This is a genomic window from Flavobacterium jejuense (assembly GCF_006491595.2).
Taxonomy (GTDB): domain Bacteria; phylum Bacteroidota; class Bacteroidia; order Flavobacteriales; family Flavobacteriaceae; genus Flavobacterium; species Flavobacterium jejuense.
The window spans coordinates 100,956-126,935 of record NZ_VEVQ02000004.1 but is presented as its reverse complement, the minus strand read 5'-3'; the positions used below and the strand labels follow the sequence as shown (position 1 = coordinate 126,935).

The 25,980-nt window shown below is 30.5% G+C and carries 24 protein-coding genes; 17 read left to right on the top strand and 7 right to left on the bottom strand.

The window, feature by feature from the left end; genetic code table 11:
• Positions 1-51: 51 nt before the first annotated feature.
• Positions 52-3,555 carry a hypothetical protein gene (locus FIA58_RS07500; protein WP_140961759.1) on the bottom strand — a complete coding sequence of 1,168 codons (3,504 nt, stop codon included), beginning with the start codon at positions 3,553-3,555 and terminating at the stop codon, positions 52-54.
• 528 nt (positions 3,556-4,083) lie between these two features.
• Here FIA58_RS07500 and FIA58_RS07495 point away from each other — a divergent pair.
• From FIA58_RS07495 to FIA58_RS07485, 3 genes are all read left to right on the top strand, one after another.
• Complete coding sequence (locus FIA58_RS07495; RefSeq protein WP_140961757.1) at positions 4,084-4,368, top strand: hypothetical protein; 285 nt, start codon at positions 4,084-4,086, stop codon at positions 4,366-4,368.
• A 270-nt stretch (positions 4,369-4,638) separates the two neighbouring features.
• A complete protein-coding gene (locus tag FIA58_RS07490) occupies positions 4,639-5,034 on the top strand; it encodes a hypothetical protein (RefSeq protein WP_140961755.1) in 396 nt (131 codons plus the stop codon).
• A gap of 217 nt (positions 5,035-5,251) precedes the next feature.
• Complete coding sequence (locus FIA58_RS07485) at positions 5,252-5,950, top strand: S24 family peptidase (RefSeq protein ID WP_140961753.1); 699 nt, start codon at positions 5,252-5,254, stop codon at positions 5,948-5,950.
• A 53-nt stretch (positions 5,951-6,003) separates the two neighbouring features.
• On the opposite strand, the gene FIA58_RS07480 is transcribed toward FIA58_RS07485, so the two are convergent.
• From FIA58_RS07480 to FIA58_RS07470, 3 genes are all read right to left on the bottom strand, one after another.
• Entirely contained in the window at positions 6,004-7,884 is a 1,881-nt protein-coding gene (locus tag FIA58_RS07480; protein WP_140961751.1) for a M1 family metallopeptidase, read from the bottom strand.
• Positions 7,885-7,960: 76 nt separating this feature from the next.
• On the bottom strand, positions 7,961-9,556 hold the full coding sequence (locus FIA58_RS07475; RefSeq protein WP_140961749.1) for a S8 family peptidase: 1,596 nt from the start codon (positions 9,554-9,556) through the stop codon (positions 7,961-7,963).
• Positions 9,557-9,636: 80 nt separating this feature from the next.
• The gene (locus FIA58_RS07470) at positions 9,637-10,497 is read right to left on the bottom strand and encodes an MBL fold metallo-hydrolase (RefSeq protein WP_140961747.1); all 861 of its coding nucleotides are present in this window, start codon (positions 10,495-10,497) and stop codon (positions 9,637-9,639) included.
• 168 nt (positions 10,498-10,665) lie between these two features.
• Here FIA58_RS07470 and FIA58_RS07465 point away from each other — a divergent pair, with 168 nt between their 5' ends.
• The 14 genes from FIA58_RS07465 to FIA58_RS07400 all read left to right on the top strand — a co-directional run bounded on the left by FIA58_RS07465 (position 10,666) and on the right by FIA58_RS07400 (position 22,786).
• Complete coding sequence (locus FIA58_RS07465; protein ID WP_140961745.1) at positions 10,666-10,995, top strand: HesB/IscA family protein; 330 nt, start codon at positions 10,666-10,668, stop codon at positions 10,993-10,995.
• Positions 10,996-11,094: 99 nt separating this feature from the next.
• The gene (sufB, locus tag FIA58_RS07460) at positions 11,095-12,543 is read left to right on the top strand and encodes a Fe-S cluster assembly protein SufB (RefSeq protein ID WP_140961743.1); all 1,449 of its coding nucleotides are present in this window, start codon (positions 11,095-11,097) and stop codon (positions 12,541-12,543) included.
• Positions 12,544-12,555: 12 nt separating this feature from the next.
• Positions 12,556-12,951, top strand: a complete 396-nt coding sequence (locus FIA58_RS07455) for a hypothetical protein (RefSeq protein ID WP_140961741.1) — start codon at positions 12,556-12,558, stop codon at positions 12,949-12,951.
• A gap of 4 nt (positions 12,952-12,955) precedes the next feature.
• Positions 12,956-13,441, top strand: a complete 486-nt coding sequence (locus FIA58_RS07450) for a flavodoxin family protein (protein ID WP_208022777.1) — start codon at positions 12,956-12,958, stop codon at positions 13,439-13,441.
• 10 nt (positions 13,442-13,451) lie between these two features.
• On the top strand, positions 13,452-14,201 hold the full coding sequence (gene sufC, locus FIA58_RS07445) for a Fe-S cluster assembly ATPase SufC (protein WP_140961738.1): 750 nt from the start codon (positions 13,452-13,454) through the stop codon (positions 14,199-14,201).
• A gap of 91 nt (positions 14,202-14,292) precedes the next feature.
• A complete protein-coding gene (gene sufD / locus FIA58_RS07440) occupies positions 14,293-15,609 on the top strand; it encodes a Fe-S cluster assembly protein SufD (RefSeq protein WP_140961736.1) in 1,317 nt (438 codons plus the stop codon).
• 202 nt (positions 15,610-15,811) lie between these two features.
• The gene (locus FIA58_RS07435; RefSeq protein WP_140961734.1) at positions 15,812-17,032 is read left to right on the top strand and encodes an aminotransferase class V-fold PLP-dependent enzyme; all 1,221 of its coding nucleotides are present in this window, start codon (positions 15,812-15,814) and stop codon (positions 17,030-17,032) included.
• A 12-nt stretch (positions 17,033-17,044) separates the two neighbouring features.
• Complete coding sequence (locus FIA58_RS07430) at positions 17,045-17,551, top strand: hypothetical protein (protein WP_140961732.1); 507 nt, start codon at positions 17,045-17,047, stop codon at positions 17,549-17,551.
• 3 nt (positions 17,552-17,554) lie between these two features.
• Positions 17,555-17,977, top strand: coding sequence for a SufE family protein (locus FIA58_RS07425; RefSeq protein WP_140961730.1), 423 nt, complete (start codon positions 17,555-17,557; stop codon positions 17,975-17,977).
• 65 nt (positions 17,978-18,042) lie between these two features.
• Positions 18,043-18,366, top strand: a complete 324-nt coding sequence (locus FIA58_RS07420; protein ID WP_140961727.1) for an SUF system Fe-S cluster assembly protein — start codon at positions 18,043-18,045, stop codon at positions 18,364-18,366.
• A gap of 74 nt (positions 18,367-18,440) precedes the next feature.
• Positions 18,441-20,276, top strand: coding sequence for an ABC transporter ATP-binding protein (locus FIA58_RS07415; RefSeq protein ID WP_140961725.1), 1,836 nt, complete (start codon positions 18,441-18,443; stop codon positions 20,274-20,276).
• Positions 20,277-20,287: 11 nt separating this feature from the next.
• Complete coding sequence (locus FIA58_RS07410) at positions 20,288-20,794, top strand: DUF2480 family protein (protein ID WP_140961723.1); 507 nt, start codon at positions 20,288-20,290, stop codon at positions 20,792-20,794.
• 119 nt (positions 20,795-20,913) lie between these two features.
• Positions 20,914-21,825 (top strand): DUF3078 domain-containing protein, encoded by a 912-nt coding sequence (locus tag FIA58_RS07405; RefSeq protein WP_140961721.1) that lies wholly within the window; start codon positions 20,914-20,916, stop codon positions 21,823-21,825.
• Positions 21,826-21,850: 25 nt separating this feature from the next.
• On the top strand, positions 21,851-22,786 hold the full coding sequence (locus FIA58_RS07400; protein ID WP_140961719.1) for a hypothetical protein: 936 nt from the start codon (positions 21,851-21,853) through the stop codon (positions 22,784-22,786).
• Between the two features lie 57 nt (positions 22,787-22,843).
• Here the strand turns inward: FIA58_RS07400 and hflX are convergent, their stop codons facing one another.
• The 3 genes from hflX to FIA58_RS07385 all read right to left on the bottom strand — a co-directional run bounded on the left by hflX (position 22,844) and on the right by FIA58_RS07385 (position 25,975).
• Positions 22,844-24,076: a GTPase HflX gene (hflX, locus tag FIA58_RS07395; RefSeq protein WP_140961717.1), complete on the bottom strand. Its 1,233-nt coding sequence runs from the start codon at positions 24,074-24,076 to the stop codon at positions 22,844-22,846.
• 63 nt (positions 24,077-24,139) lie between these two features.
• A complete protein-coding gene (locus FIA58_RS07390; protein WP_140961715.1) occupies positions 24,140-24,559 on the bottom strand; it encodes a hypothetical protein in 420 nt (139 codons plus the stop codon).
• A gap of 96 nt (positions 24,560-24,655) precedes the next feature.
• Positions 24,656-25,975 (bottom strand): DUF5689 domain-containing protein, encoded by a 1,320-nt coding sequence (locus FIA58_RS07385; RefSeq protein ID WP_140961713.1) that lies wholly within the window; start codon positions 25,973-25,975, stop codon positions 24,656-24,658.
• Positions 25,976-25,980: the final 5 nt, after the last annotated feature.

The following is a 25,980-nucleotide window of genomic DNA, read 5'->3' as shown; positions in this document are numbered from 1 at the left end:
ATTAGTTTAAAAACCCCAACAATTTGTTGGGGTTTTGGGTTATACAAAACATTAGGCATCTGCAGGTGGTTCTGCACCAGTTGGTGTTTCTAAAGTGGTTTCTGGATCACCTATTGCTGTATTGGTTTGCACAATTGGGTTCATATCTGAATCAAACAATAAGTGATCTCCACAATCGGAACTACAAGGCAATCCTTCTACATTTAAGCCAATGCTTCCTGCTTGAATAAGGGTTAAAGAAGTAGGCACTCTGCTTTCCCAAGTTTCTTCTACTTCTCCTTCTGGATTGCGAAGTTCTTCAATGATTGAAACAAATAATTCATCATCCATGGTAGGCACTTGACCGCCATTCCATACTTGACCTGTTGCCATGTACCAGTTAACCGCTTCTTCAAAACCTGGTTTTACGGTAATAATAACGCGAGCCATGCCACTTTGTAAAAAGGCTTTAAAAGTAGAATCATCTATATCATTAATGTTGTATAATGTTTTCCAATGGTCTTTGTTTGCCCAATAGAAAGGATAGAAGTGATAACTCATTAAGTTCCACTCAAAAGCTTGTTCAAAGAATTTTACTTTGGCAGCATAGCTTTCTAATGCAGGGGAATTATAATCTACTCTTGTATTCTGAACGGTTATCCCTGTTACCAAAGAGTCTTTCCCTAAAGCTTCTTGACTAATTAAATATTCAATACAGTTTTTGCGTAGCACCATATTTTCAATTTGGCGGTAAAAATTTGGGTTTGTTTTTACTTTTTCACTTTGTACCGATTTTAAGGCTGTTAATTGTTCGTTGTAGGCTGCTAATTTTTCTTCATACGCTTTAATAATTGCATTGAAAGTTTCTAATTTCCATTTTTCTTTGATTTCAGATACTAATTCGCATTCAATTGTAAATGAGATTGTCACTTTGTTTATGTCCCATGAAGTGTAACTAACCGCTAAAGTGTCTGTTATCCCTTTTAATTGACTGGAATTAATGGAAATATCTCCATGTCCACCAGAATAGGAATAAGATGTATTTCCTACAGAGAAAATGATTCCTGGATAAGCTTCACATTTTCTCCATGAGAAATGAATTTTTGTATTTTCTGTAATGGCATAGTTTGTAGGAATAGTAAATTCTTTTGTTCCACTTGAACCTGCCCTATCTCCTGAAAAATCAACCGATTTACTTATTTTGATCTTTTGTACAGGTCTTTCAGGAATAGCTACATTGTATTTTTTTGCCCAATTCAAGTATTTTTGCTCAAATGTGTTATCTAATACTAAAGCAGTTTCATCTGAAGGTTTTCTAGGATCGATAGGTTTTTCTAGAATTAAATCATAATTGGTTTTATCCTGAGTGGCTAAATTATGAAAAGAAGCAGGTTCAGGAATCATGAATTCATACATCAATCGTTTGCCATAATTTACTATTTTGTTTTTGTACACTTTATCAATCCAACGATATACTCCTGAAACATGATTATCTCCTTTTCTATTATCGAAACCATGTGTGTTTTCTTCGGAAAATTCTTCAATAATCTTAGAAATACGTTCTTCTTTCACTTTTTTCACTACACGGTCTAACGCTCTTTCTGTAATTTCTTTAGCATGAGTTACTGCTTGTGAATTAGACTCTTCTGAAGTGGTGTTTGTGGCGAAATCTGCTCCAGCATTTAAGGAGAAATGATTAAAATTAAGTCCTGCATTAACAAAACTTCCTTGATGGGTGTCTTCTGCTAAAAGAGAACTCACTTCTTGGTTCATTTCATAGCGATCGGTTGAGGTTGTGTCAGTTAATTTTTCAATTTCTTGTTCGTTACTAACTGTAGTTGTATCTTCAGTTCTTCTTAAGCGACGTGTCGTTTTTTCTTTATACTCACGAGCCATAACGTTTTCAATGTGAGAAACTTCACCAGGAACATAACAACACACTTCTTGTTCTACTTTTCTATAATCGGCTACACCTAATCGACTTATACCAAAACCAGTAGGAATATAATCGACAACATTACCTGTGTTTCCATCTCCAATGTCAATAGTGTCATTTAGGAGTTCTAATTCGAAAGCTCCTTTTCCTTTAACATCATAGCTTCCTATCATTGCAAGTTTTGGCATGCTTATTTTAATCATACCCGAAAAAATCACTTTAGTGCCATTGGTTAAAACAAATTCACCTGAAAGGTCAAAACTTGGTAGTTGATTAATAGCTAACCCTTCAGTAAAAATTGTTACGGCCAATTTTCCATTTATAATCGTACTTTCAAATGTTGTGCTTGCTATCGAGTTTGTTGTTTTACCTCCTATCGTATATGAGGCAGAAACAATATCTGATACATTTGGAATTTGGTTAAATAAAATCTGCAAAGGCATTGTTGGAATATAACCCAAACCAAGTCCAGTAACTGTAAACGTATTTGAAGTATCTGTGTTTAAATTAGAAACAGGAATTACAACTCCATTTGTACTAACAAGCGTTTGATTTGAATTATTATTTGTAAAAATAGAATTAGATAAGGAAATTATTTCAGAATTTATAAAATCATTGATTTCGTCAAATGTTTCAAAATTGTGAATAGCAATAATATTTTCAACTAATGATGCGGTTTCTTCTGAAACACTTGTTGTAATAGTGGTCATGTTTGCTTCTTCTAAATTCGTAAACTCAAAAGAAGGTAATACTAAATCTACATACTCTGTTACTGTTCTTTCTTGATTGGTTTCTGGATCAACATACGTTTTTTGTACTTTTTCTGAATTATCATAAGCTAATTTTATGTCATCATGATACTCTTTTTGGGCAAAATTATAGGCTTTCTGATTTTCTTTCAAGTATTTTACTTTAGCTAGCTTTAATTCTTCTGTAGCTTTTTTAAGTACTTCAATTTTTTGATTACTTGCAATTGTTACTACTTCTTTATCTAAATTTTTAGTTGTAATAGGTAACGCTGACAATGTCTGTTTTTTCAAGTTGTCTTTAGTAGAAGTGTCTTCTTTTTCAAACAATGTCTTTGGAACAATTACTCTAGCTTGTGCTAATTTTCTCAATTGATCTAAATCATCAACAGCAACCGTAGCGTAATTTTTAAGAAAAAAATCAGCTACTAGAATAGACAAAATAGTATCTCTTAAATAACTGGATTTTGAATTGGTAATTTGATAGAATAAATTATCCCAAATTGCAACAATTACACTTTTTTCAATCCCTTCTGTAATTTCAGGATTTGAGGTAATTTTTTCATTCAATTCAGTTATTGAAAAACGAGTTCTATTTTTTGTTAACCAAATAGCAAAATCAAAGAATCCCTTTGAAATTAATCCATTTTCAAATAGTTGTTCTTTTCTTTGTAATGCAAAATCTTCAAAGTTGTCGCTAGCATCATTTAACGCTTCTTTTTTTCCTGTTTTGACTCCTTGTAATTCTGATAGATAGATACTTGTGTAGGTTTCATTAATTTCCTCCATTTCTGGATGTTTTACGAATGCTTTGTCAACAGCTTCTTTTTCTAATACTTCTGGAGCTCTCATTGTTACAAATCGGAAGAGCGTGTTTTTAATTTGTGTACTCATTTTTTTTAATAAATTAAATTAGGTAATATTGGTTTAAAGGATTGCGCATTCCTTTAAAAAGAATATATTCTTAGCAACAATTCTTTTCGAATTAATCACAGTGCAAATATAATAGAAAATAATCTATTAAACAAATATATTGAAGAAAATAATCTATTTATTTTGTATTTATATGATTATTTGCGATTTATATATGAAATAAATCTTTTGTAATAAATGCTTATTAGAGATAAATCATTATTAATAGTGATTTCTAATCACAGAATACAGTATAGATTTGCTTGTATAACATTTATGAATTTTTAGATGCTTAATTGATGATTTCTATTTAATAAAATATATTTAGAATGTTTTAAAACAGTAGAGTCCACTTCTGTAATAGAAATGTGTAGAAAAATGAGTTTACTTGCAGAAGAAGTAGAAGACAGCTTAGAATTACTAAAAGTAGATTAGCTTTTAGTAAATGGTTTGCTACTAAGAGGTAAAATTGTGAAGTTTCAAGAATTTTCATCAATATAAGATGTTTGGTTGGTAACTAGAAATCAAAGTGATACAAAGAGTAGTATTACATTGTTAAATGGTAAAGATATTTCTGGAACTACTATTGTTGACTTTAACGTATATCATCTTTTATGTGAAACTCAAAAAACAAAAACTATAGGAATTTTAGAGTTGAAAAGACTTAGAAAAAATGTAGAGGAGATAGTAAGCAAGTTATTAGATAAGAAAATAGTTGTGTTACTAGAAGGGGAATTGGAAATTCATCAAGAATTAATTCGTAGAATTTTAAAGCAAATTCTACTTGATTTTTAAAGTATTTTACTTGATGAAATAAGTATTAATGAAGTAAAAACTCTAATAAATATCCTTAAAATAGTCGTTGCTGGTGATTTGGAAACACATATTATTAATAAGATATTGGTGATTTGTGTAAAAGAAAAAATTGAAATGTTGTTTTAGAAGTTAGTAAGGAAAAAAGGTTGATAAATTATCTTCATCTTTTAAAATCACTATAAATAGTGATTCCTGCTTTAAAGTGTAAACCTAAATTTGCAGTATAATTTTTAACAAATAACAATAATCATGGGATTAGCAGAAAAACGTTTAGCGGAAAGTATTAAAACAGACAAATTACCTGAATTTCAATCAAAATTAAACGAACTTTCAGGATATGATTTAAATGTGGAAATTGATTGGAACACATTTACTTCTTTTGATCAATATCCTTTAAATCGATTAGCAAATTATGTGTTTAGTGATATTACAGAATTTGTTCAAGGAATTTGTTCAGATGATATGGGTAAAGAAGCTATGAAAGAAAGTGTTAAAGCAATACATATTTCAAATTCTGATAAAGATGAAGATTTTAAAATGGAATTGAAAGATAATGTGCTTTATATAACTGAACTTTTAGCGGGAGATGGTTTTAGTAATCATAGACCAAATATGTTAAAAGATTATGTAGAATCTCTTTTATAAAATAACATAGTTTAGGGTGAATTATTCAAAAAAAGTAGGGTAAGATATTTTGAATAATTCTAAAACATCATACAGTTTGTAAAATTGTATGGTGTTTTTTTATTCAATAAATTGTGATTTTAAACAGCATGTATCTTTTATTGTCAGAAAAAAATCTAACAATTGTTGTTTTTAATGAAAATATTCGTATGTTTGTATAAATTTTAAAGCTATAACCATGGTTTCAGAACGATTAGGTCAATATATTGACAAAAAAGGATTTAGTTATTATGCTTTCGAAAACAGTCTTGGAGCAGGTAGAGGAAGTATTTCTAAAGCAGTAAAAGAAGGTAAAAGTATAGGTTCTAATGTGATAGAAAATATTCTGTCTATTTATTCTGATTTAAACCCGATTTGGCTTCTTACGGGTGAAGGAACTATGTACAAAGAAGACGAAGATTTTTTGCTTAACAAAAGTGTTGATACTTTTGCTTTACAAACAGATAGGAGTTTAGATTCTCAACAAATTCCTTTATATGACATCGAAGCTGTTGCTGGTTTAGTTCCTTTATTTCAAGATAGAACTACTCAAACTCCTTTAGATTATATTTCTATTCCTAGATTACCAAAATGTGATGGAGCTGTTTATGTTACTGGAGACAGTATGTATCCGCTTTTAAAAAGTGGCGATATTGTTTTGTACAAAGAAATAAACGATATTAAAAATGAGATTTTTTGGGGAGAAATGTATTTGTTAAGTATGGATATGAGTGGAGAAGAGTACATAACGGTTAAGTATATTCAAAAATCAGAACAAATTGGTTCTGTTCGATTAGTAAGCCAGAATAAACATCATCAAGATAAAGATGTTGAAATGTCTAAAATTAAAGCTCTAGCCTTAGTCAAAGCAAGTATAAGAATTAATTCAATGCATTAAAAAAGGGAATCTAAACTTAGATTCCCTTTTTGTTTTTATCTTATTTTTAAGAATTAGTTTTTCTCAAAAACATTATTTTCTAAATTTACATCAGCCATTAAACCACTAGGGTCTATAACCACTGCTTGTATACTAGATTTTGGTTTTTCTATTGAGAATGAAAATGTTGGTGAAGCCCAATCCCAACTTCCTAAAACAGTTCTAGTTAAAGAGTAAGGATTTGGTTTTTCCCAACGCATTAATGTATTTGGGATATAAAAGGTTTCTTGTGTTCCATCTTCATAAACAACTAAAAGGTCTATTGGCATTGGCATTCTTCCAATTCTTTCAAGAGTAATTGTAGTTTTAGAATTGTTTTCAGTTATTTCCTTAATTCCATAATCAATGGTGTTTGTAGTTTGCGTCCAATCTAATAAATACCAATCTAAATTAGCTCCTGAAACTTTTTCAGCGCTTCTTTTAATGTCGTTTGGTGTTGGATGAGTTAGTTTATAATCACTATAATATCTTTTTAAAGTTTTCATTAAATTTTCTACTCCAATTACATACCCTAATTGTGCTAAGAAAACTTCTCCTTTACTGTAAGCGGATATTCCATAATTTCTATTAACATCATATCTGTCAGCATGGGTAGATAATGGTTGTTCTGTTCCAGTTTTAGCTAAAAAGCGATAGTTATTATAAGCACTTTGGAAAACATTTTCTTCTTTTCCATCACTAGATGGCATCACGCTTTCCATGGCTAAGTCTGAAATAAAAGAGGTAAAACCTTCGTCCATCCATTCATGTTTGGATTCATTAGAAGCTAAGATATGTTGAAACCATGAATGTGCAAATTCATGTGCGGTAACACCCACTAGGCTTCCATAGCTTCTGTTTCCGGTAATAAGTGTACACATAGCATATTCCATTCCACCATCTCCTCCTTGTACAACTGAATATTGCTTGTATGGATATAAACCAATGTTTTTATTGTAAAATTCTAAAAGCTCAGCTGTTTTTGGTTGTAATTTTTTCCAATTTTCAAGATTTTCAGCTTTGTTTTTGTAGAAAAAATGCAATTCCACATTATTTGGACCTAAAATCATATCATGGATATAATCATTATCAGCTCCCCAAGCAAAATCATGAACGTTTGGTGCTACAAAATGCCAAGTTAATGTTTTTGTTTTTTTAGAATATTTAACTTCTATGTCTTTGTCTTGGTAACCGTGGCCTATTTCATTTTTATTCTGAAGATAGCCTGTTCCTCCAATTGTATAAGCTTTGTCTATAGTAATTTTTACATCAAAATTTCCCCAAACACCGTGAAATTCTCTACCAATATAAGGATCAGAATGCCAACCTTCAAAGTCATACTCAGCCATTTTTGGGTACCATTGTGTCATAGATAAAGCAACGTTTTCTTCAGAGTTTCTTCCTGATCGTCTAATCTGTAAAGGTACTTGACCGTCAAAGTTTAATGTAAAAGTAGTTTTTTGATTTGGTAAAATAGGCTGGTTTAGTTCAACTTCCAAAATGGTACCCACTACTTTAGTCTTAGCTTCTTTACCATCTTGTTTGAAATTAGTAATTTTTAAAAAACCTATTTCATCTGGTTTTAAAGTACTTATTCTGCTTTCTTTTACTTCTTTATCTGCTACTTTAAAAGTTTTAACCATTCTTTTGTCTGGGTCTGAAATGGTTTGTAAACGAGAATCCATAGCACTTCCAGGTTGAAAAGCATTTGGATATAAATGATAAAAAACTTTATATAGAGTATCAGCAGAATTATTTGTGTAAATTAATTCTTGAGCACCTTTGTATTGAAAGTTTTTAACATTCATTTCGACATCCATTTTATAATCGACATGTTGTTGCCAATAACCAGGGTTTGGATTATTTTGGCTGTAGCCAAAAAATGAAAATAATGTGAATACAATTATTTTTTTCATACTTTTTAAAATTAAAAACCACAAAGTAAAGCTGTTGTTTTCTTTGTGGTTTGTTGATTTAACAGTTTGTGATTTATTATTTTGACATTTGCTCTGCCATTATTAGTGCGTTATAAGCATTGACAATTTTACCAGTTTTTGAAATCGTTGAAAAATTTGCTTTATGTTGGTCTTCTCCAACAGCTACTTCATTTTTCAATGGAATTCCACTATCCATGATTATTTGTTTTACTTGTTTAGCACTTAATTTTGGGTAATAAGAACGAATTAAGGCAGCTACACCAGCTACATTAGGAGAAGCCATTGAAGTTCCTTGTAAATACTCATACGTTTGATTAGGAGTTGTAGCATAGATTTTAACACCAGGTGCAAAAATATCTACATTTTTAGATCCATAATTTGAAAAAGTAGCTACCATTTTAGATCCATAACTTGGAGCTAATGCTCCTATTATTAAAACATTATTTGAGATTTCAGGAGCACCATCATAAGAATCACTAGGATATTTGTTTTCAACATCTAAATCTTTAGAGTCATTTCCAGCTGCAAAGATTACTAAAACATCTTTAGAAGCTGCATATTTTAATGCCTCTTGAACCCATTCTTTATGAGGCGAATAATATTTTCCAAAAGAACCATTAATTACTTTTGCACCATTATCCACAGCATAACGAATACCTAATGCAATATCTTTGTCATACTCATCTCCATTTGGAACCGCTCTTACAGCCATGATTTTAACATTGTTAGCAATTCCATCTCCTCCTTTTTTATTACCACGAACTTGCGCTACAATCCCCGAAACGTGAGTACCATGTTTAGCTCCCTCTGGATCTGGACCAATTACATTGTTATTTCCGTATTTAGTGTCATTAATATCGTTTGGATTATCACCTACTATGGAACGACCATCAAAATCTACATTGAAATTATAATTTAATTGATCAGCAAAATGATCAATTCCACCTTTTATTTGCTCTTTAAATTCTACAACGGTTCCATCAGGAAAAACTCTTTGTAAGAAAAACTCTTTGTAATTATTTAAAGCCTCATCATCTGTTTGCATTGCTTTTAAATCAGCTTCAGTAAAGTCTTCTTTTTTAAGATATGTTTGTAACTCTTTCGCAGCTTTTAAAAGACCTTCATAGAACTGTTTTCTTTGAGTAGCGGTTTGTACTTCTGTTTCTAATTCCGCTTTAGCTTTTTCATAATTAGCTGTTCCTGGCCCTTGTTTAACAATACGAGTCATTTCTAACTGTTCGTTATTACTGTCACCAAGAAAATTCCAACCATTTACATCATCGATATAGCCATTATTATCATCATCTTTACCATTATTAGCTATTTCTTTTGGGTTAACCCAAATAACACCTTTTAAGTCTTCATGACGAATATCAACTCCAGAATCTACAATTCCTACAACTACAGTAGTGCTTTTTTTGCCTTTTAATAATTCAGCATAAGCTTTATCCACACTCATTCCTGGTACAGTATCTTTCACCAAATCTAAGTGACTCCATCTTTTTAAATCATTTTCAGCTAATGGAGTAATTTTAAGAGGTAAAGAATCAATATTCTCTATAGGTGTTGAAATTATTTGTTTAGCTCCACCACAACTTGCTAGCATAAGTGCTAATGCAGTAGATAAATAAATTGGTCTTAGATTTCTCATTTATATTAAATTATATATTTATTGTATTAGTATTAGACAAAATTCTGCTTTAAAAATTACATATTACTAACGTATTAACACTATTTTAAGATTTCTTCGCAAGAGAAAACCTCTTTTAAACGAATTCCCTTTTCAGTATTTTGTAAAGTAATGATAGGGTTATGAGCATCATGTTCTAAAAAAAGATAGTAATTTTGGTCAACTGCTGTTTTTAAAAAAATATCTTTTTCATCCATAGATAATAAAGGTCTAGTATCATATCCTGTTACATAAGGCAACGGAATATGACCAACTGTTGGCAACAAGTCTGCCATAAAACATATTGTTTTTCCTTTATAGTTTATCATAGGAATCATTTGTTTTTCAGTATGACCATCAGCAAAAAATATACCAAAGCCAAGTTCGCTTTCATTTAGAAAACCATTTTTAGGTTTAGAAATGAAGTGTAAATGACCACTTTCCTGCATAGGAAGAATGTTTTCTTTTAGAAAAGAAGCCTTTTCCCTTGCATTTGGTTTTGTAGCCCATTCCCAATGATTTTCATTTGTCCAATATTTTGCATTTTTGAAAGCTATTTCGTAACTTGTTCTTTCTTTGTTCCAGTTTACACAGCCACCACAATGATCAAAATGAAGATGAGTCGTAAAAACATCGGTAATATCATCTCTATGAAATCCTTTTTCTTGTAAGGATTTGTCTAAAGAAGCATCACCCCAAAGATGATAATATCCGAAAAATTTATCAGATTGTTTATTGCCCATTCCTGTATCAATTAAAATTAGGCGATCACCATCTTCGATTAATAAGCAACGAGCTGCTATGTCAATTAAATTATTTGAGTCAGCTGGATTAGTTCTGTTCCAAATGGTCTTAGGTACAACACCGAACATTGCACCTCCATCTAGTTTGAAATTACCAGCTTCAATAGGATATAAGTTCATTTGTAGAATTTTTTGCAATTTACAAAATTTCAAAAGAAATTGAATCGAATAACAGTTATAAATAAAAGTTATGGATTTATAAGTTATAAAAATGTTACTAAACCTTGTAATAAGCATTATATGACTTATATTTGCAGTTAATTTAGACAAAATCAAAATAACTTAGCTATGATTAAAGTATCTGATACTGCTAGAAAAAAAATCATCGAAATGATGAGTGACGATGGTTTTGATGCAACAAATGACTTCGTTAGGGTTGGTGTAAAAAGTGGAGGTTGCTCGGGATTGTCCTATGAATTAAAATTTGACAAAGAAATAGGAGAAAACGATAAAGTTTTTGAAGATAATAATGTTAAAGTTGCTGTTGAGAAAAAGAGTTTTCTTTATTTAATAGGAACTACTTTAGAGTTTTCAGGAGGTTTAAATGGAAAGGGATTTGTTTTTAACAACCCTAATGCGCAACGAACCTGCGGATGTGGAGAATCTTTTTCTTTATAAAATAATTAAATGATTGAAAAAATTTAAAGTTTTAAAGATTAAAGAAATATGTTTAATTTTTAAATCCTTCAATTTCAAATCTTTCAATAGTATAAAATAATGTCAAAATATACAGAAGACGATTTAAAAGTCGAATTACAAAACAAAGAATACGAATACGGATTTTACACTGAATTAGAATCAGATACCTTTCCTATTGGTTTAAATGAAGATATAGTTCGTGCTATTTCTTTAAAAAAGGGTGAGCCAGAATGGATGACTGAGTGGCGTTTAGAAGCTTTTCGTGCTTGGGAAGAAATGATTGAACCAGAATGGGCAAATGTACACTATACTAAACCTGATTTTCAAGCAATATCTTATTATTCTGCACCAAAAAAGGCAGATCCAAATAAAACTTTAGATGATGTTGATCCAGAATTGTTAGCTATGTATAAAAAGCTTGGGATTTCTGTTGATGAACAAAAGAAAATTAATAATGTTGCAATTGATATTGTTGTCGATTCTGTTTCAGTAGCTACTACATTTAAAAAAACATTATCAGAAAAAGGAATTATCTTTATGAGTATATCTGATGCTATAAAAGAGCATCCAGAATTAGTTCGTAAACATTTAGGTACAGTTGTGCCAACAAAAGATAATTTTTATGCGGCTTTAAATTCTGCTGTTTTTTCTGATGGTAGTTTTTGTTATATTCCAAAAGGAGTGCGTTGTCCAATGGAACTCTCAACCTATTTTAGAATCAATCAAGCAGGAACAGGTCAGTTTGAAAGAACACTTGTAATTGCTGATGAAGGAAGTTATGTTTCGTACCTAGAAGGTTGTACAGCTCCAAGTCGTGATGAAAACCAATTACATGCTGCAGTGGTTGAATTGATTGCTTTGGATAATTCAGAAATTAAATATTCAACCGTACAAAACTGGTTTCCAGGTAACAAAGAGGGTAAAGGTGGTGTTTATAATTTTGTAACCAAAAGAGGTTTGTGTGAAAAGAACGCAAAAATATCTTGGACGCAAGTTGAAACTGGATCTGCTGTAACTTGGAAGTATCCTTCTTGTATTTTAAAAGGAGATAATTCCATTGGAGAATTTTATTCAATAGCTGTAACTAATAATTTTCAACAAGCAGATACTGGTACAAAAATGGTTCATTTAGGTAAAAATACTAAGTCAACCATTATTTCAAAAGGTATTTCTGCTGGGAAATCTCAAAATAGCTATAGAGGTTTAGTTCAAATTTCATCAAGGGCTGACAATGCTCGTAATTTCTCTCAATGTGATAGTTTATTAATGGGTAACGAATGTGGAGCTCATACTTTTCCATATATTGAAAGTAAAAACACATCTGCAAAAATAGAACACGAGGCAACTACTTCTAAAATTGGAGAAGATCAAGTCTTTTATTGTAACCAAAGAGGAATTCCAACAGAAAAGGCAATCGCTTTAATTGTAAATGGCTTCAGTAAAGAAGTCTTGAATAAATTACCAATGGAGTTTGCTGTTGAAGCTCAAAAATTATTAGAGATTTCATTAGAAGGTTCTGTAGGATAAAAAGGCACAATTATGAATTTAACAAAGACACAAAAAACACTAATTGGTATTTTACACTTTCTTCCCATAATTGGAATGATTTTCTATTTCATTTTCTTTTTTTCTTTTTTTCTAGGAAGTTTAGAGCATTTCGAAAATGATGTACAAACAGGAAGACCACCTCTGGCTTTTTTTAGAGGGTTTGTAGGTGCATTTGTTATTTTAATACTCACTATACTAATTTCATTGGGAATTAAGATATTTGATATCATACATTTAACTAGATCAAATAAAAATGATTCTAGCAATAAGGTTTTAATGTGGATTTTACTTTTTGTTTTTACAGGAACTATTTCAGAGATTGTGTATTATTTTATTGAAATTTTACCTGAGGAAAAAGCTGAGATAGAATTTGACAAAACGGTTTAAAATAATGAGTAAGTCGGTAATTATAATTGGTTCCTCTAGAATAATAGGTAATACAACGAGAATTGCTACTGAGGTTGCGAATCAATATAATTTAGATGTTATTAATTTGAGTGATTATAATTTTTCTTATTATGATTATGAGAGTAAAAATAGAGATGACGATTTTTTTGAATTAATAAAAGGAATACTTGAAAAATATGACACTTTAATCTTTTCTACACCAGTGTATTGGTACAGTATGAGTGGTATAATGAAAGTGTTTTTTGATAGATTTTCCGATTTAATTCGAATAGAAAAAGAAACAGGCAGAAAATTAAGAGGAAAAAATATGGCTGTCATTACCAATTCTCACGATAGTGAAATTGATTTTGATTTTTACATTCCTTTTAAAAAATCGGCCGATTATTTAGGAATGCACTATTTGGGACAAAAGCATTTTAATGCAGATAAACCTGAAGAAACACAAAACATAAAATTAGCTTTTATATAAAATAGAGACAATGTTAAGTATTAAAAATTTACACGCTTCAGTAGAAGACAAAGAAATATTAAAAGGAATTAATTTAGAGGTTAAAGCTGGAGAAGTTCATGCGATTATGGGACCAAATGGTGCTGGAAAATCAACACTTTCTTCAATAATTGCTGGAAATGAAAATTATGAAGTATCTGATGGAGAAATCTTTTTAGATGGTGAAGAAATTTCTGAATTAGCTCCAGAGGAAAGAGCACATAAAGGCGTTTTCCTTTCTTTTCAATATCCTGTGGAAATTCCAGGTGTTTCGGTAACTAACTTTATCAAAACAGCAATCAATGAAAGTAGAAAAGCAAAAGGTTTAGAAGACATGCCAGCCAATGAGATGTTGAAGAAAATTCGTGAGAAATCTGAATTATTGGAAATGGATAAAAAATTTCTTTCTCGTTCCTTAAACGAAGGATTTTCTGGTGGTGAAAAGAAACGTAACGAAATTTTTCAATTAGCTATGTTAGAACCAAAACTGGCTATTTTAGATGAAACCGATTCTGGTCTAGATATCGATGCGCTTAGAATTGTTGCTAATGGTGTTAATAAATTGAAAAGCAAAGACAATGCTGTAGTGGTTATTACGCATTACCAAAGACTTTTAGAATATATCGTTCCAGATTTTGTACACGTTCTTATGGATGGAAAAATCGTGAAATCAGGTGATGCTTCCTTGGCTTTAGAATTAGAAGAAAAAGGATACGACTGGATAAAAGCAGAATTGGTTTAAAAAAGTTATCTGTTTTCTGTTCTCAGTTTAACCAAATAATTGGCAACCCATAACAGACAACTCATAACAGACAACCGACAACAACAAAAAAATGGATTTAAAAGATAAATTACTTTCGTCATACATTGCATTTGAAGAGAAATTCGATATGGATTCCAATTTGCATGAGGTACGAAATCAAGCGATAAAAAACTTTGAAAATAAAGGGTTTCCAACTAAAAAAGAGGAAGCTTGGAAATATACTTCTTTAAATGCTATTTTAAAGAATGATTTTTCGGTTTTCCCAAAGCATGAAAACGCAATTGAATTTAAAGATGTAAAAAAATACTTCCTTCACGAAGTAGATACTTATAAATTAGTATTTATTGATGGTAAATTCAGCTCGTTTTTATCGTCAACAACACACGAAGGAATTGATGTGTGTTTGCTGTCTTCGGTTTTAACCAAACCTAAATACAAACCAACTCTTGAAACGTATTTTAATCAAATCGCTAAAAAAGACGAAACATTAACCTCTTTGAATACAGCATTTGCTCAAGAAGGTGCTTTTATTAACATACCTAAGAGTAAAGTGGCCGATAAACCTATTGAAATTGTTTATTTTTCAACAGGTACCGAAGCTGCTTTAATGGTGCAACCAAGAAATTTAATAATTGTTGGTGAAAATGCACATGTTCAAATTATAGAGCGTCACCAAAGTTTAAATAGTAATCCTGTTTTAACCAATAGTGTGACTGAAATTTTTGCACAAAAAAGAGCGAATGTAGATTATTATAAAATACAAAATGATGTACAAACGGCTAATTTAATTGACAATACCTACATTGCTCAAAAACAAGAAAGCAGGGTTGCTGTGCATACTTTCTCTTTTGGAGGAAATATTACACGTAACAATTTGAATTTCTATCATCAAGGGGAACGTATCGATTCTACTCTAAAAGGGATTACAATCATTGGAGATAAGCAACATGTGGATCATTTCACATTAGTACACCATGCACAACCGAATTGTGAAAGTCACCAAAATTACAAAGGTATTTTTGGAGACAGCTCAACAGGTGTTTTCAATGGGAAAATATATGTAGAAAAAGAAGCTCAAAAAACAGATGCTTTTCAACAAAACAATAATATTTTAGTGAGCGAAAAAGCCACTATTAATGCCAAACCACAATTAGAAATTTTTGCAGACGATGTAAAATGTTCACACGGTTGTACTATTGGTCAATTAGACGAAACAGCAATGTTTTACATGCAACAGAGAGGAATTCCTAAAAAAGAAGCTCGTGCCTTATTAATGTATGCGTTCTCAAATGAAGTGATACAAAGCATTAAAATACCAGAATTAAAGCAACGAATCACTAAGATTATAGCTAACAAGTTAGGTGTAAAAATGGGATTTGAATTGTAAAAAATCTCTAAATAAAACAAGAAAACCATCTTTTAAAGGTGGTTTTCTTGTTTTATTATAACTTAAAATAAGAAAAATTAAATCTATAAAATCTCTGGAGTAACTAAAACAACAGTTGTTAAATAATTCCAATATATTTTAACCTTTATTTATTCCCATTTTAAATAATCAAGTTGTAAATTTGTAATCAAATTGATATGAAATGTTTGATGTTCAAAAAGTAAGAGCCGATTTTCCTATTTTATCCCAACAAGTAAATGGAAAACCTTTAGTATATTTCGATAACGGAGCCACGTCACAAACGCCTCAAGTAGTAATTGATGCTATTGTAGATTATTATTCAAGATACAATGCAAATATTCATCGTGGTGTACATACTCTAAGTCAACTAGCTACTGATGCTTATGAAGAAGCGCGTTTGAAAATTCAAAAGCATTTTAATGCTAAGCATAGCTATGAAATCATCTTAACTTCTGGAACTACAGAAAGTATCAATTTGGTTGCCAATGGTTTTGCGTCAATTTTACAAAAAGGTGATGAAATCATTGTTTCAGCTTTGGAACATCATAGTAATATTGTGCCTTGGCAAATGCTTTGTGAACATACAGGAGCTATTTTGAAAGTGATTCCAATGAGTTTGGATGGTGACTTAATAATGGACGAATATGATAAGTTACTTTCTAATAAAACCAAATTAGTTTTCTGTAATCATATTTCAAATGCTTTAGGAACTTTAAATCCTATTGAATATATTATTAAAAAAGCACACGAAGTAGGTGCAGCGGTTTTAATAGATGGTGCCCAAGCTTGTCCGCATTTAAAACCAGATGTGCAAGCTTTGGATGTTGACTTTTATGTCACTTCTGCTCATAAAATGTGTGGTCCTACAGGTGTTGGAATGTTATATGGAAAAGAAGAATGGTTACGCAAATTACCTCCATACAAAGGTGGTGGTGAAATGATTGCCACAGTAACATTCGAAAAAACAACTTATGCCGATTTACCTCATAAATTTGAAGCTGGAACACCAAATATTTGTGGTGGAATTGCTTTTGGAGCAGCTATAGATTACATGAACGCTATCGGTTTTGACAATATTGCTAAGCAAGAACAAGAATTGTTGGAATATGGAACTAAAAGAATACAAGAAATTGAAGGTGTTACGATTTACGGTCCAAAAGACTTATCTAAGAAAGCTTCTGTAATTTCATTTAACATTGATGGTATTCATCCTTATGACATTGGCACGATTATAGATAAATTAGGTATAGCTGTGCGTACTGGTCATCATTGTGCACAACCTATAATGGATTTCTTTAAAATTCCTGGAACAATAAGAGCAAGTTTTGCATTTTACAATACAAAGGAAGAAATTGATATCTTTGTAGAAGCCGTTAAAAAAGCAAAACTAATGTTATCTTAAAAAACAAACAACATGAAAGCAATTACCATTCTATCGACTTTAATTATAACTATTAGTAGTTGTAATTGTCAAAAAAAAGCAACTGATACAGCCATGATAACATCAAATGATAAAACAGAAACTGTATCCTCTGCAAATAAAGAAGACATGACAATAAACCAAACACTACCTGTATTAGTTTATGAATCCATGTCTAGAGGTTATTTTAGAAGAATTTCTATTGAAAATGGTAAGATAGCCGTTCAAAATGCAAGAGGAGAAGAATCAAAAATAGTAGCAATTGCTTCTAGCGATATTAAATTGTTAGAAGAAGCTTATAAAGGGGTAAATCCAAAAGAATTCCCTAATTTAAAAGCTCCAACAGAAAAAAGATTTTATGATGGAGCACCAATTACTAACTTAATAGTGAAGAAAGGGGAGGAAACTTTTAGAACTTCTGATTTTGATGGGGGTTTTCCTCCTGCTGAAATTAAAAATTTGGTAGAAACTATTTTAAAAATAGCTGATAAAATTAAATAAAGAATGAACATACAAGCCATACAAGAGGATATAGTAGATGAGTTTTCAATGTTCGACGATTGGATGCAACGTTATGAATATATGATTGAACTTGGAAAAACATTACCTTTAATAGACGAAAAATACAAAACAGAAGATAACATCATTAAAGGATGTCAATCGAAAGTTTGGGTACATGCAGAAGAAAATGATGGAAATATTGTATTTACCGCTGATAGCGATGCGATTTTAACAAAAGGAATCATTGCAATTTTAATTCGCGCTTTTTCAAATCAATCTGCCAAAGCTATTTTGGAAGCCAATACTGATTTTATTGACGAAATAGGATTAAAAGAACATTTATCACCTACAAGAGCAAACGGATTGGTGTCTATGATCAAACAAATCAAAATGTATGCTTTGGGTTTTAATGCAAAAAATAACTAAACACATAAGTCATTTAAGTAGATATCATATCAATTTACTGAATACTAATAACTGAATACAAAAAAATGGAAGAATATAAAGACGAAATAAACCTAGGAGAAACTGTTGTAAAAGTTTTAAAAACAATTTATGACCCTGAAATTCCAGTTGACATTTACGAATTAGGATTAATCTATGACGTAATGATTAATGAAGATAATGATGTAAAAGTTTTAATGACTTTAACCTCTCCAAATTGTCCGGTTGCAGAAACGTTACCAATGGAAGTGGAAGAAAAAATAAAATCAATTGATGTAGTAAAATCTGCTGAGGTTGAAATTACTTTTGATCCACCATGGAGTAAAGACTTAATGAGTGAAGAAGCTAAATTAGAATTAGGAATGCTTTAAAAAAGTGTTCAGTGTTCAGTACAAAGTAGGCAGTTAGCTATCAATACTGAACACTGATTACTGAACACTAAAAAATGACACGATTTCAACCCAAATCCTTAAATGACAAGAAAAAAATCGGATTAAAAGCCTCTTTTAGTTCGCTTTTTTTTATACCTCGTTTTTTTAAAGAAATTTGGAAAACCAATAAAAAATTATTTCTTGTTTCTAGTTTTTGCCGTTTAATTGCGGCTTTACTTCCAGTAATTATTCTTTGGATTGGAAAAATCATCATTGATGAAATCATTCGAATTACAACAACTTCAGATACAGATTATGCTGTTTTATGGAAATATGTTGTTATTGAATTTATCTTGGTGGTTTTATCAGACTTAGTAAGTAGAGCCATTTCTTTGACTGATGGTATTTTGGGTGACCAATATAATATTCAAACATCGGTTCAAATTATTCAAAAAACCAATGAAATAGACATTAGCCAACTCGAAAATTCTGAGTTTTACGATAAGTTAGAGCGAGCGAGAACCCAAACTATGGGAAGAGTGGATTTAATGTCAAACGTTTTGGGTCAAGCCCAAAATTCGATTTCCATTATCACGTTAATTGCAGGTTTGATTTATTTCGAGCCTTATTTAATTATTTTACTAGTTTTAAGTATCATTCCTTCTTTCTTAAACGAAATTCGATTTAGTCAACAACAATATTCATTAGCTAGAAGTTGGACATCAGAACGCAGAGAGTTAGATTATTTACGCTTCATTGGTGCCAATGATAAAACAGCCAAAGAGATTAAACTTTTTGGGTTAACCAATTTTGTAGTAGCTCGTTTTCAAAATTTGGCAAACAAATACTTTAATCTGAACAAAACACTAGTCATAAAACGTTCTAGTTACGGCTTTTTATTCAACTTATTAGGTTCCATAAGTTATTATGCAGCTTATGTTTTTATCATTTATCGTGTGTTGTCTGGAGTCATCACTTTAGGAGAATTAACATTCTTATCTGGAAGTTTTAATAGATTGATGAAAAGTTTACAAGATTTCTTTTCACGATTTACTAGAATATCTGAAAGTGCTTTGTATTTAAAAGATTATTTTGATTTCATTGATATTTCTTCTGAACCCAAGACCAAAGAAGACGTGCCTTTACCTAAGGAAATTAAACAAGGATTTGAATTTAAAAATGTTTATTTTGCTTATCCAGAATCGGAACATCAAATATTAAAAGATGTAAATTTTAGCATTAAAGCAGGAGAAAAAATAGCTTTTGTAGGTCAAAATGGAGCAGGAAAAACTACTTTAACGAAGTTACTCTTGCGTTTTTACGAACCCACACAGGGAGAAATTTTATTAGATGGTATTAATATCAACCGATATAATAAAAGCGAGTATCAAGCTTATTTTGGAGTTTTGTTCCAAGATTTTTTTCGTTACGAATTTACAGTTAAGGAGAATATTGCCATTGGTAAAATAGATGAAATAGATAATTTGGAACGCATTGAAAAAGCAGCCCAATTAAGTTTAGCAGAAGAAGTCGTTTCAGAATTAGATTATGGTTACGAACAACAATTAGGAAAGCGTTTTGTAAAAGGACAAGAATTGTCTGGTGGTCAATGGCAAAAAATTGCGTTAGCAAGAGCCTATATGAAGAATGCTGAGGTAATGATTTTAGACGAACCAACATCTGCCTTAGATGCGAAAGCAGAAAGTGAAGTTTTTGAGCGTTTTATTCATTTGATTAAAAATAAAACAAGTGTCATTATTTCTCACCGTTTTAGTACTGTTCGTCAAGCAGATAGAATTATTGTTTTAGAAGAAGGCAAAATTTTAGAAGCAGGAACACATGAAGAATTAATGCATAATGATAAATTATATGCTGAATTATTTCAATTGCAGGCAGAAGGATATCAATAAAAAGAAGAAAAATGGAAAAAGAGATTATTAATAAAGTTGCTAATAGTAAATTAGAAGTTTTTGACTTAGAAGATTACTTTCCAAGAGAAGAGATAATAGTTTTAGATATTTCACAATGGTTATTTGAAGGCTTTATTTTGAAAGAAAAAGACTTTCGTGAAGCTTTAAATAATTATAATTGGTCACAATATGCAGGAAAAGGAATAACTCTATTTTGTAGTTCAGATGCGATATTGCCCGCTTGGACTTTTGCATTGGTAACAACCTATTTACAACCATTTGCAAAGAATATTGTACATGGAAGTATTGAAGATTATCTTTTAATATCTTACAAGACTACACTAGATGGATTAGATTACAACATCTACATGGATAAACCTTTAATTTTAAAAGGCTGTGCCAAAAAGCCTGTTCCTCAAGAGATTTATACCTTGGCCATTCAAAAAATTATGCCTTTTGCAAAGAGCATTATGTTTGGTGAAGCTTGTTCAGCTGTACCTTTATTTAAGTCTAAATAGTGTATTTTGTCTTATAAAAGTGCCATTTAAACCGAAATACCATTCATTGTTTGTAAGTTTTTATACCTTAATTGTAGGATTAAGTTAAATTTGTACCTCAAATTTTAAAATAAACAAAAATGAAAAAGTTATTTTTAATTGTTTCCTTTATATCTTTAAGTGTTTTTTCGCAGAAAACTGAAGGAGAATTGATTAACACTACATCTGCTGCTGAAAAGAAATCAAAAGACACGATTAACATGGGTTGGAAAAGAGGAGGAAATTTTGTCTTACTTTTTAATCAATCGGCTTTTAATAATGAATGGTTAGGTGGAGGTACTTCAAACATTGCAGGAAATGCAGGTTTAAATTATGATTTTAATTATAAGACACCTGAGTTAATTTGGGATAATAAATTTATTGCTGCTTATGGTATCAATAAATTAAAAGGACAAGAAACTACTAAATCAGATGATCGTTTAGAATTCACATCTCTTATAGGTAAAAAGGCAAAGGGATATTGGTTTTATTCAGGATTTTTAAATTTCAAAACACAAATGGATGCTGGATTTGTAAAAGCTGCTGATCCTGTAACCAGTGAAATAATTTTTATAAAAAACTCTCACTTCTTTTCTCCAGCCTATTTACAAGCTGGTCCTGGTATGTTATGGAAAAAGAATGATAATTTAAAAGTTAATATAGCACCAGCTACTTCACGTTTGATTTATGTTCATAAGCATTTCACTGAGTTTGGATCTGCTTTTGGTGTAGAACAAGGAAAATCATCACGCTTTGAATTTGGAGCAGCTTTGAATGGGTATTATAAATTTAATATCATGGAGAATGTCTCTATGGAAAATATATTGAATTTATATTCAAATTATTTGGAAAATCCACAAAATGTGGACATCGATTATCAAATGAATTTGGTTATGAAAATTAACAAATACATCTCTACAAATATAGCTTTCCAAGCTATTTATGACGATAATGCAATTGGAGCATTTCAAATTAGAGAAGTATTTGGTTTAGGATTTAATTACGGATTTTAATTACCACCTTAAACTATTAACCACCATGGTAAGAAAAAAGTATAAAATGGCTTTATGGTCATTGGTGTTATCTTGTGTAACATTAATAGTTCTAGCATCTAGTTTCTTGCTTACCAATACAAGTTTTGGTAAAAATTTAAATATTTTTAATTCTTCTGAGCTAGAATCTGATTTAGAAAAATCTTATATTGAAATAGAAAAGCTAATTAGTGAAAAAGAATTGTTAATGCAAGAACTTAAGGAGCAATTAGAAAAATTTCAAACTTTAGAAACAGAAAACGATTCGCTTAAGTCTGAACTTGAAGTAAAATACCAACAAGTTGAAGAGCTAATCTCTAAAATAGAATCTTTAGAAAAAGATGTGTCTAAGCTAATGTCTTTAAAAAATGAATTGGCAAAAGCGAGAAAGGATTATGATAAGTTGTCTGCTGAAAAACGGGCTTCAAATAAAGAAAAATTGGTTTCAGATGAAAGTGTCAATTACTCATCAGAGGCAACTTCAGATAAAAGTTTAGCTAGGAAAGAAGATATAGAGTCACCAATTAAGGAAATTGTTAGGGAACTTGAAGAGAACATTCGTTTGTTAAACTCAAGTGTTCAAACCTATCATAAAAAAGAGTCAGGAATTAAAAAGGAAACGACAAGTGCTTCTAAAGTAAATAGTTTGGGTCTAAGGTACACTCTATATGTTGATAAGAGTAATGATAAAAGAATGAATGTTTTTTATGTTCAGATTTTTGATACTAACAATAAAAATGTAGGAAAGACAAAAAGTTTTTTTATTGATGATAAAGAACTAGTTTATAGTTTTAAATCTAATGTAGAGTATGAGGAACAAGTTACAGAAATAGAAGAAGAATTTTCTACTCAAGGTTTAAACTTAGATAAAGGAGTTTATTTTTTAAATATCTTCAGTTCAAAAGGAAAGTTATTATCTTCTAGAAGTTTTAAATTAGATTAATAAAAAGCAAAACAATCAAAAAGCTGGATTACTATATCCAGCTTTTTGATTGTTATCTTATGATTCAGATTCGTTTTCAATCGCTTCTTTATATTCAGGATAAAGAAATTTATTGTAAGGAAAACGAGTGATATGAATTTCTCTCACTGCTTCATACACTTTTTCTCTAAACTCTTCAAAATTCAATTTATCAGTTGCTGAAATAAACAAAGTATTGTCTTCACCTATTTTATTCATCCATGTTTGTTTCCAATCTTCCAACGTAAAATGTTTGGTTGTTTTTTCAATACTTAGATCATTCTCGTCGAAATATACTGATTTAAAAGCATCAATTTTATTGAAAACCATTATTGTAGCTTTATCATTACTTTTAATATCTTTTAATATTTCATTTACAGATGCAATATGATCTTCGAAATCAGGATGAGAAATATCGACAACATGTAATAACAAATCAGCTTCCCTAACCTCGTCTAAGGTGCTTTTAAAAGATTCTACAAGTTGAGTAGGTAGTTTTCTAATAAAACCAACTGTATCGCTTAAAAGGAAGGGTAAATTCCTTATAACCGTTTTTCGAACAGTTGTGTCTAGCGTAGCAAAAAGTTTGTTTTCAACAAAAACATCACTTTTTCCAATAGCATTCATTAAAGTAGATTTTCCTACATTGGTATAACCTACTAAAGCTACTCTAACCATTGCACCGCGATTCCCTCTCTGAACACCCATCTGTTTGTCGATTGTCTTGATTTTTTCTTTCAATAGTGAAATTCTATCACGTACAATTCGTCTATCCGTTTCAATTTCTGTTTCTCCTGGCCCACGCATTCCAATTCCACCTCGTTGACGTTCTAAGTGTGTCCACATTCCTGTAAGACGAGGTAATAAATATTGGCATTGTGCTAATTCAACTTGCGTTCTCGCATAAGACGTTTGTGCTCTTTGCGCAAAAATATCTAGGATAAGGTTAGTTCGGTCTAAAACCTTACAATCTAGTTCTTTTGTAATATTTTTTAATTGTGAAGGGGTTAATTCGTCATCGAAGATAAGAGTTGTGATATCATTATCTTTAATGTAGTATTTGATTTCTTCTAATTTTCCAGTTCCAACAAAAGTTTTTGGATTAGGTTTATCCATTTTTTGAGAAAATCGTTTTACAACTTCTCCTCCAGCGGTATAAGTTAAGAACTCTAACTCGTCTAGATATTCCCTTAATTTATCTTCATCTTGATTTTGTGTAACAATACCTACAATAGCGGTTTTTTCAAATTGATGTTCTATTTTTTCTAACATAGCCTTTCTTTAACCATACAAAGGTAAAGATTATTTAGCATAAAGAGTTCAATAATAAAGGTCTTAATCCTTAAGTTTATATGTGTCTAATTTATAAGCATTAATTTTAAATCGATTGTCTACAGAGTCTTTTGTTAAATCAAAAACTTCTTTATTATAAAACTTCTTATATTCTACATCATAGACTACTCTAATATTTTGTGTACTTAAACCCTCAGAGAGAAGAGTCATTCTTTCATTTTTATAATTAATAACGGGCCCAAAACTATCTTTAAACATTTGAGTGTTTTTAATAAAATCCTGCTTGTATCTACTTTTGAAATCATCTGTTAACAAAACATCAAACTCAGATATATCGCTATAAAAATTATAGGTTTTATAATAGCGCTCAATTATTTTTTCTGCTTCTTGGTATTTCTTTTTGTTATTTAAGTTACAAGAACTCAAAATTAAAAATACTACTAGGATACAAATTCTTATCATTTTACTTATTAAATAGGTTTTTATTATTTTATTTCAATAAAAAAAGCGATTCAATTTATTAAATGAACCGCTTTTAAATTTTAATAAATTTTATTTTTAATTTAAAACAATGTCGTCAATTTGCATAGTAGTAGTTACACCAGTTGCACTTCCTACATATTCAAAAATCACGTATCCATAACCAGATGTTCCAGTAAAGTTATAAGTCCCACTATTTGTAAAATTAGCAGCATAGCCAGAAGTTGAACCTGTTGCTATAGAAAAATTGGAAGTTATGTCTGTTAATGTTCCGTTACTTGGGTTTTGTGGGTCAAAATTTAAGGAATAGTACACTTTTAACGCACTACCATTGTTATAGCCATCTTTAGTTTTGAAAGAAAGGTTACTTATATTATCAAAATTAACAGGTACAATAAATAAAGCTCTATTTGAACCACCTGAGTTGTAAGCTGACATTTGAATGTATTTGTTATTACTAAAAGTTTTTACTTGCCATAAATAAGTACCAGCAGTTGCCAAATTGAAATACTTTGTAAAACTTGAAGCATTATTTCCATAACTTTCAAATGGTTCGTTAACAGAATTTAAAAAAGTATAATCTGCTCTTGGGTTATTTAATTTTACATCATATAAGGTTCTTATCAAGAATTGGTAAGTTGAACCAAATTTTGTTAAAACTCCTCTAATCTTTCCATTTCCTTCAGGTACTTTTTCTCCAGCAAAATTAGCATATTCACTTGTTCTTACTATAATTGAATTTCCATCGGCATCTATTATATTATGATTAGTTCCTGTACCAGCTGTATTATTTGAGTCATAATATGTTTTACCAACAGCTGAATTTGCAAACTGTACGTTTTCAAATTCAATTAGCTTATTTAAATAGGAATCATTTAACGCATCTGTAATTGAAATATGGTGAACTAAATTTTCTTCATTAATTTTCTCACAACCGTGTAATAATACTTTGTTGTATTCTTCAATAGCAATTCTTCCAACGCTTCCATTATATGAACTACCAACTACTAATCCATTATAAATTTCATAGTATAAATTATCCATCTTTATATAAATTTTTCTTCCTGGTTCAAACTCATTAAATAAGTTATATTGATCTACAGGAATACTAAAGCCAAATTCATTTTGGTTATCATCATAGGCAACCATTGAGATAGATTTATAGAAATTACCTCCCTCATCTGAAGAGGTCACAAATGCTTCTAAAATAGAACCATTAGTACTATTCCATAATTGCGGATTTGAGTTTGCTGTTGTAGTAATATCTTCAATCGCAATATCATCAGTCATTGTTACACATTCTCCAGTTAAATCAGGAGAGTTGTAGTCGTCACCTGTTACACAACTTGAAAGTGTTGTAAAGATGGCTGTTACTAAAATTACTTTAATATATTTCATAGCTT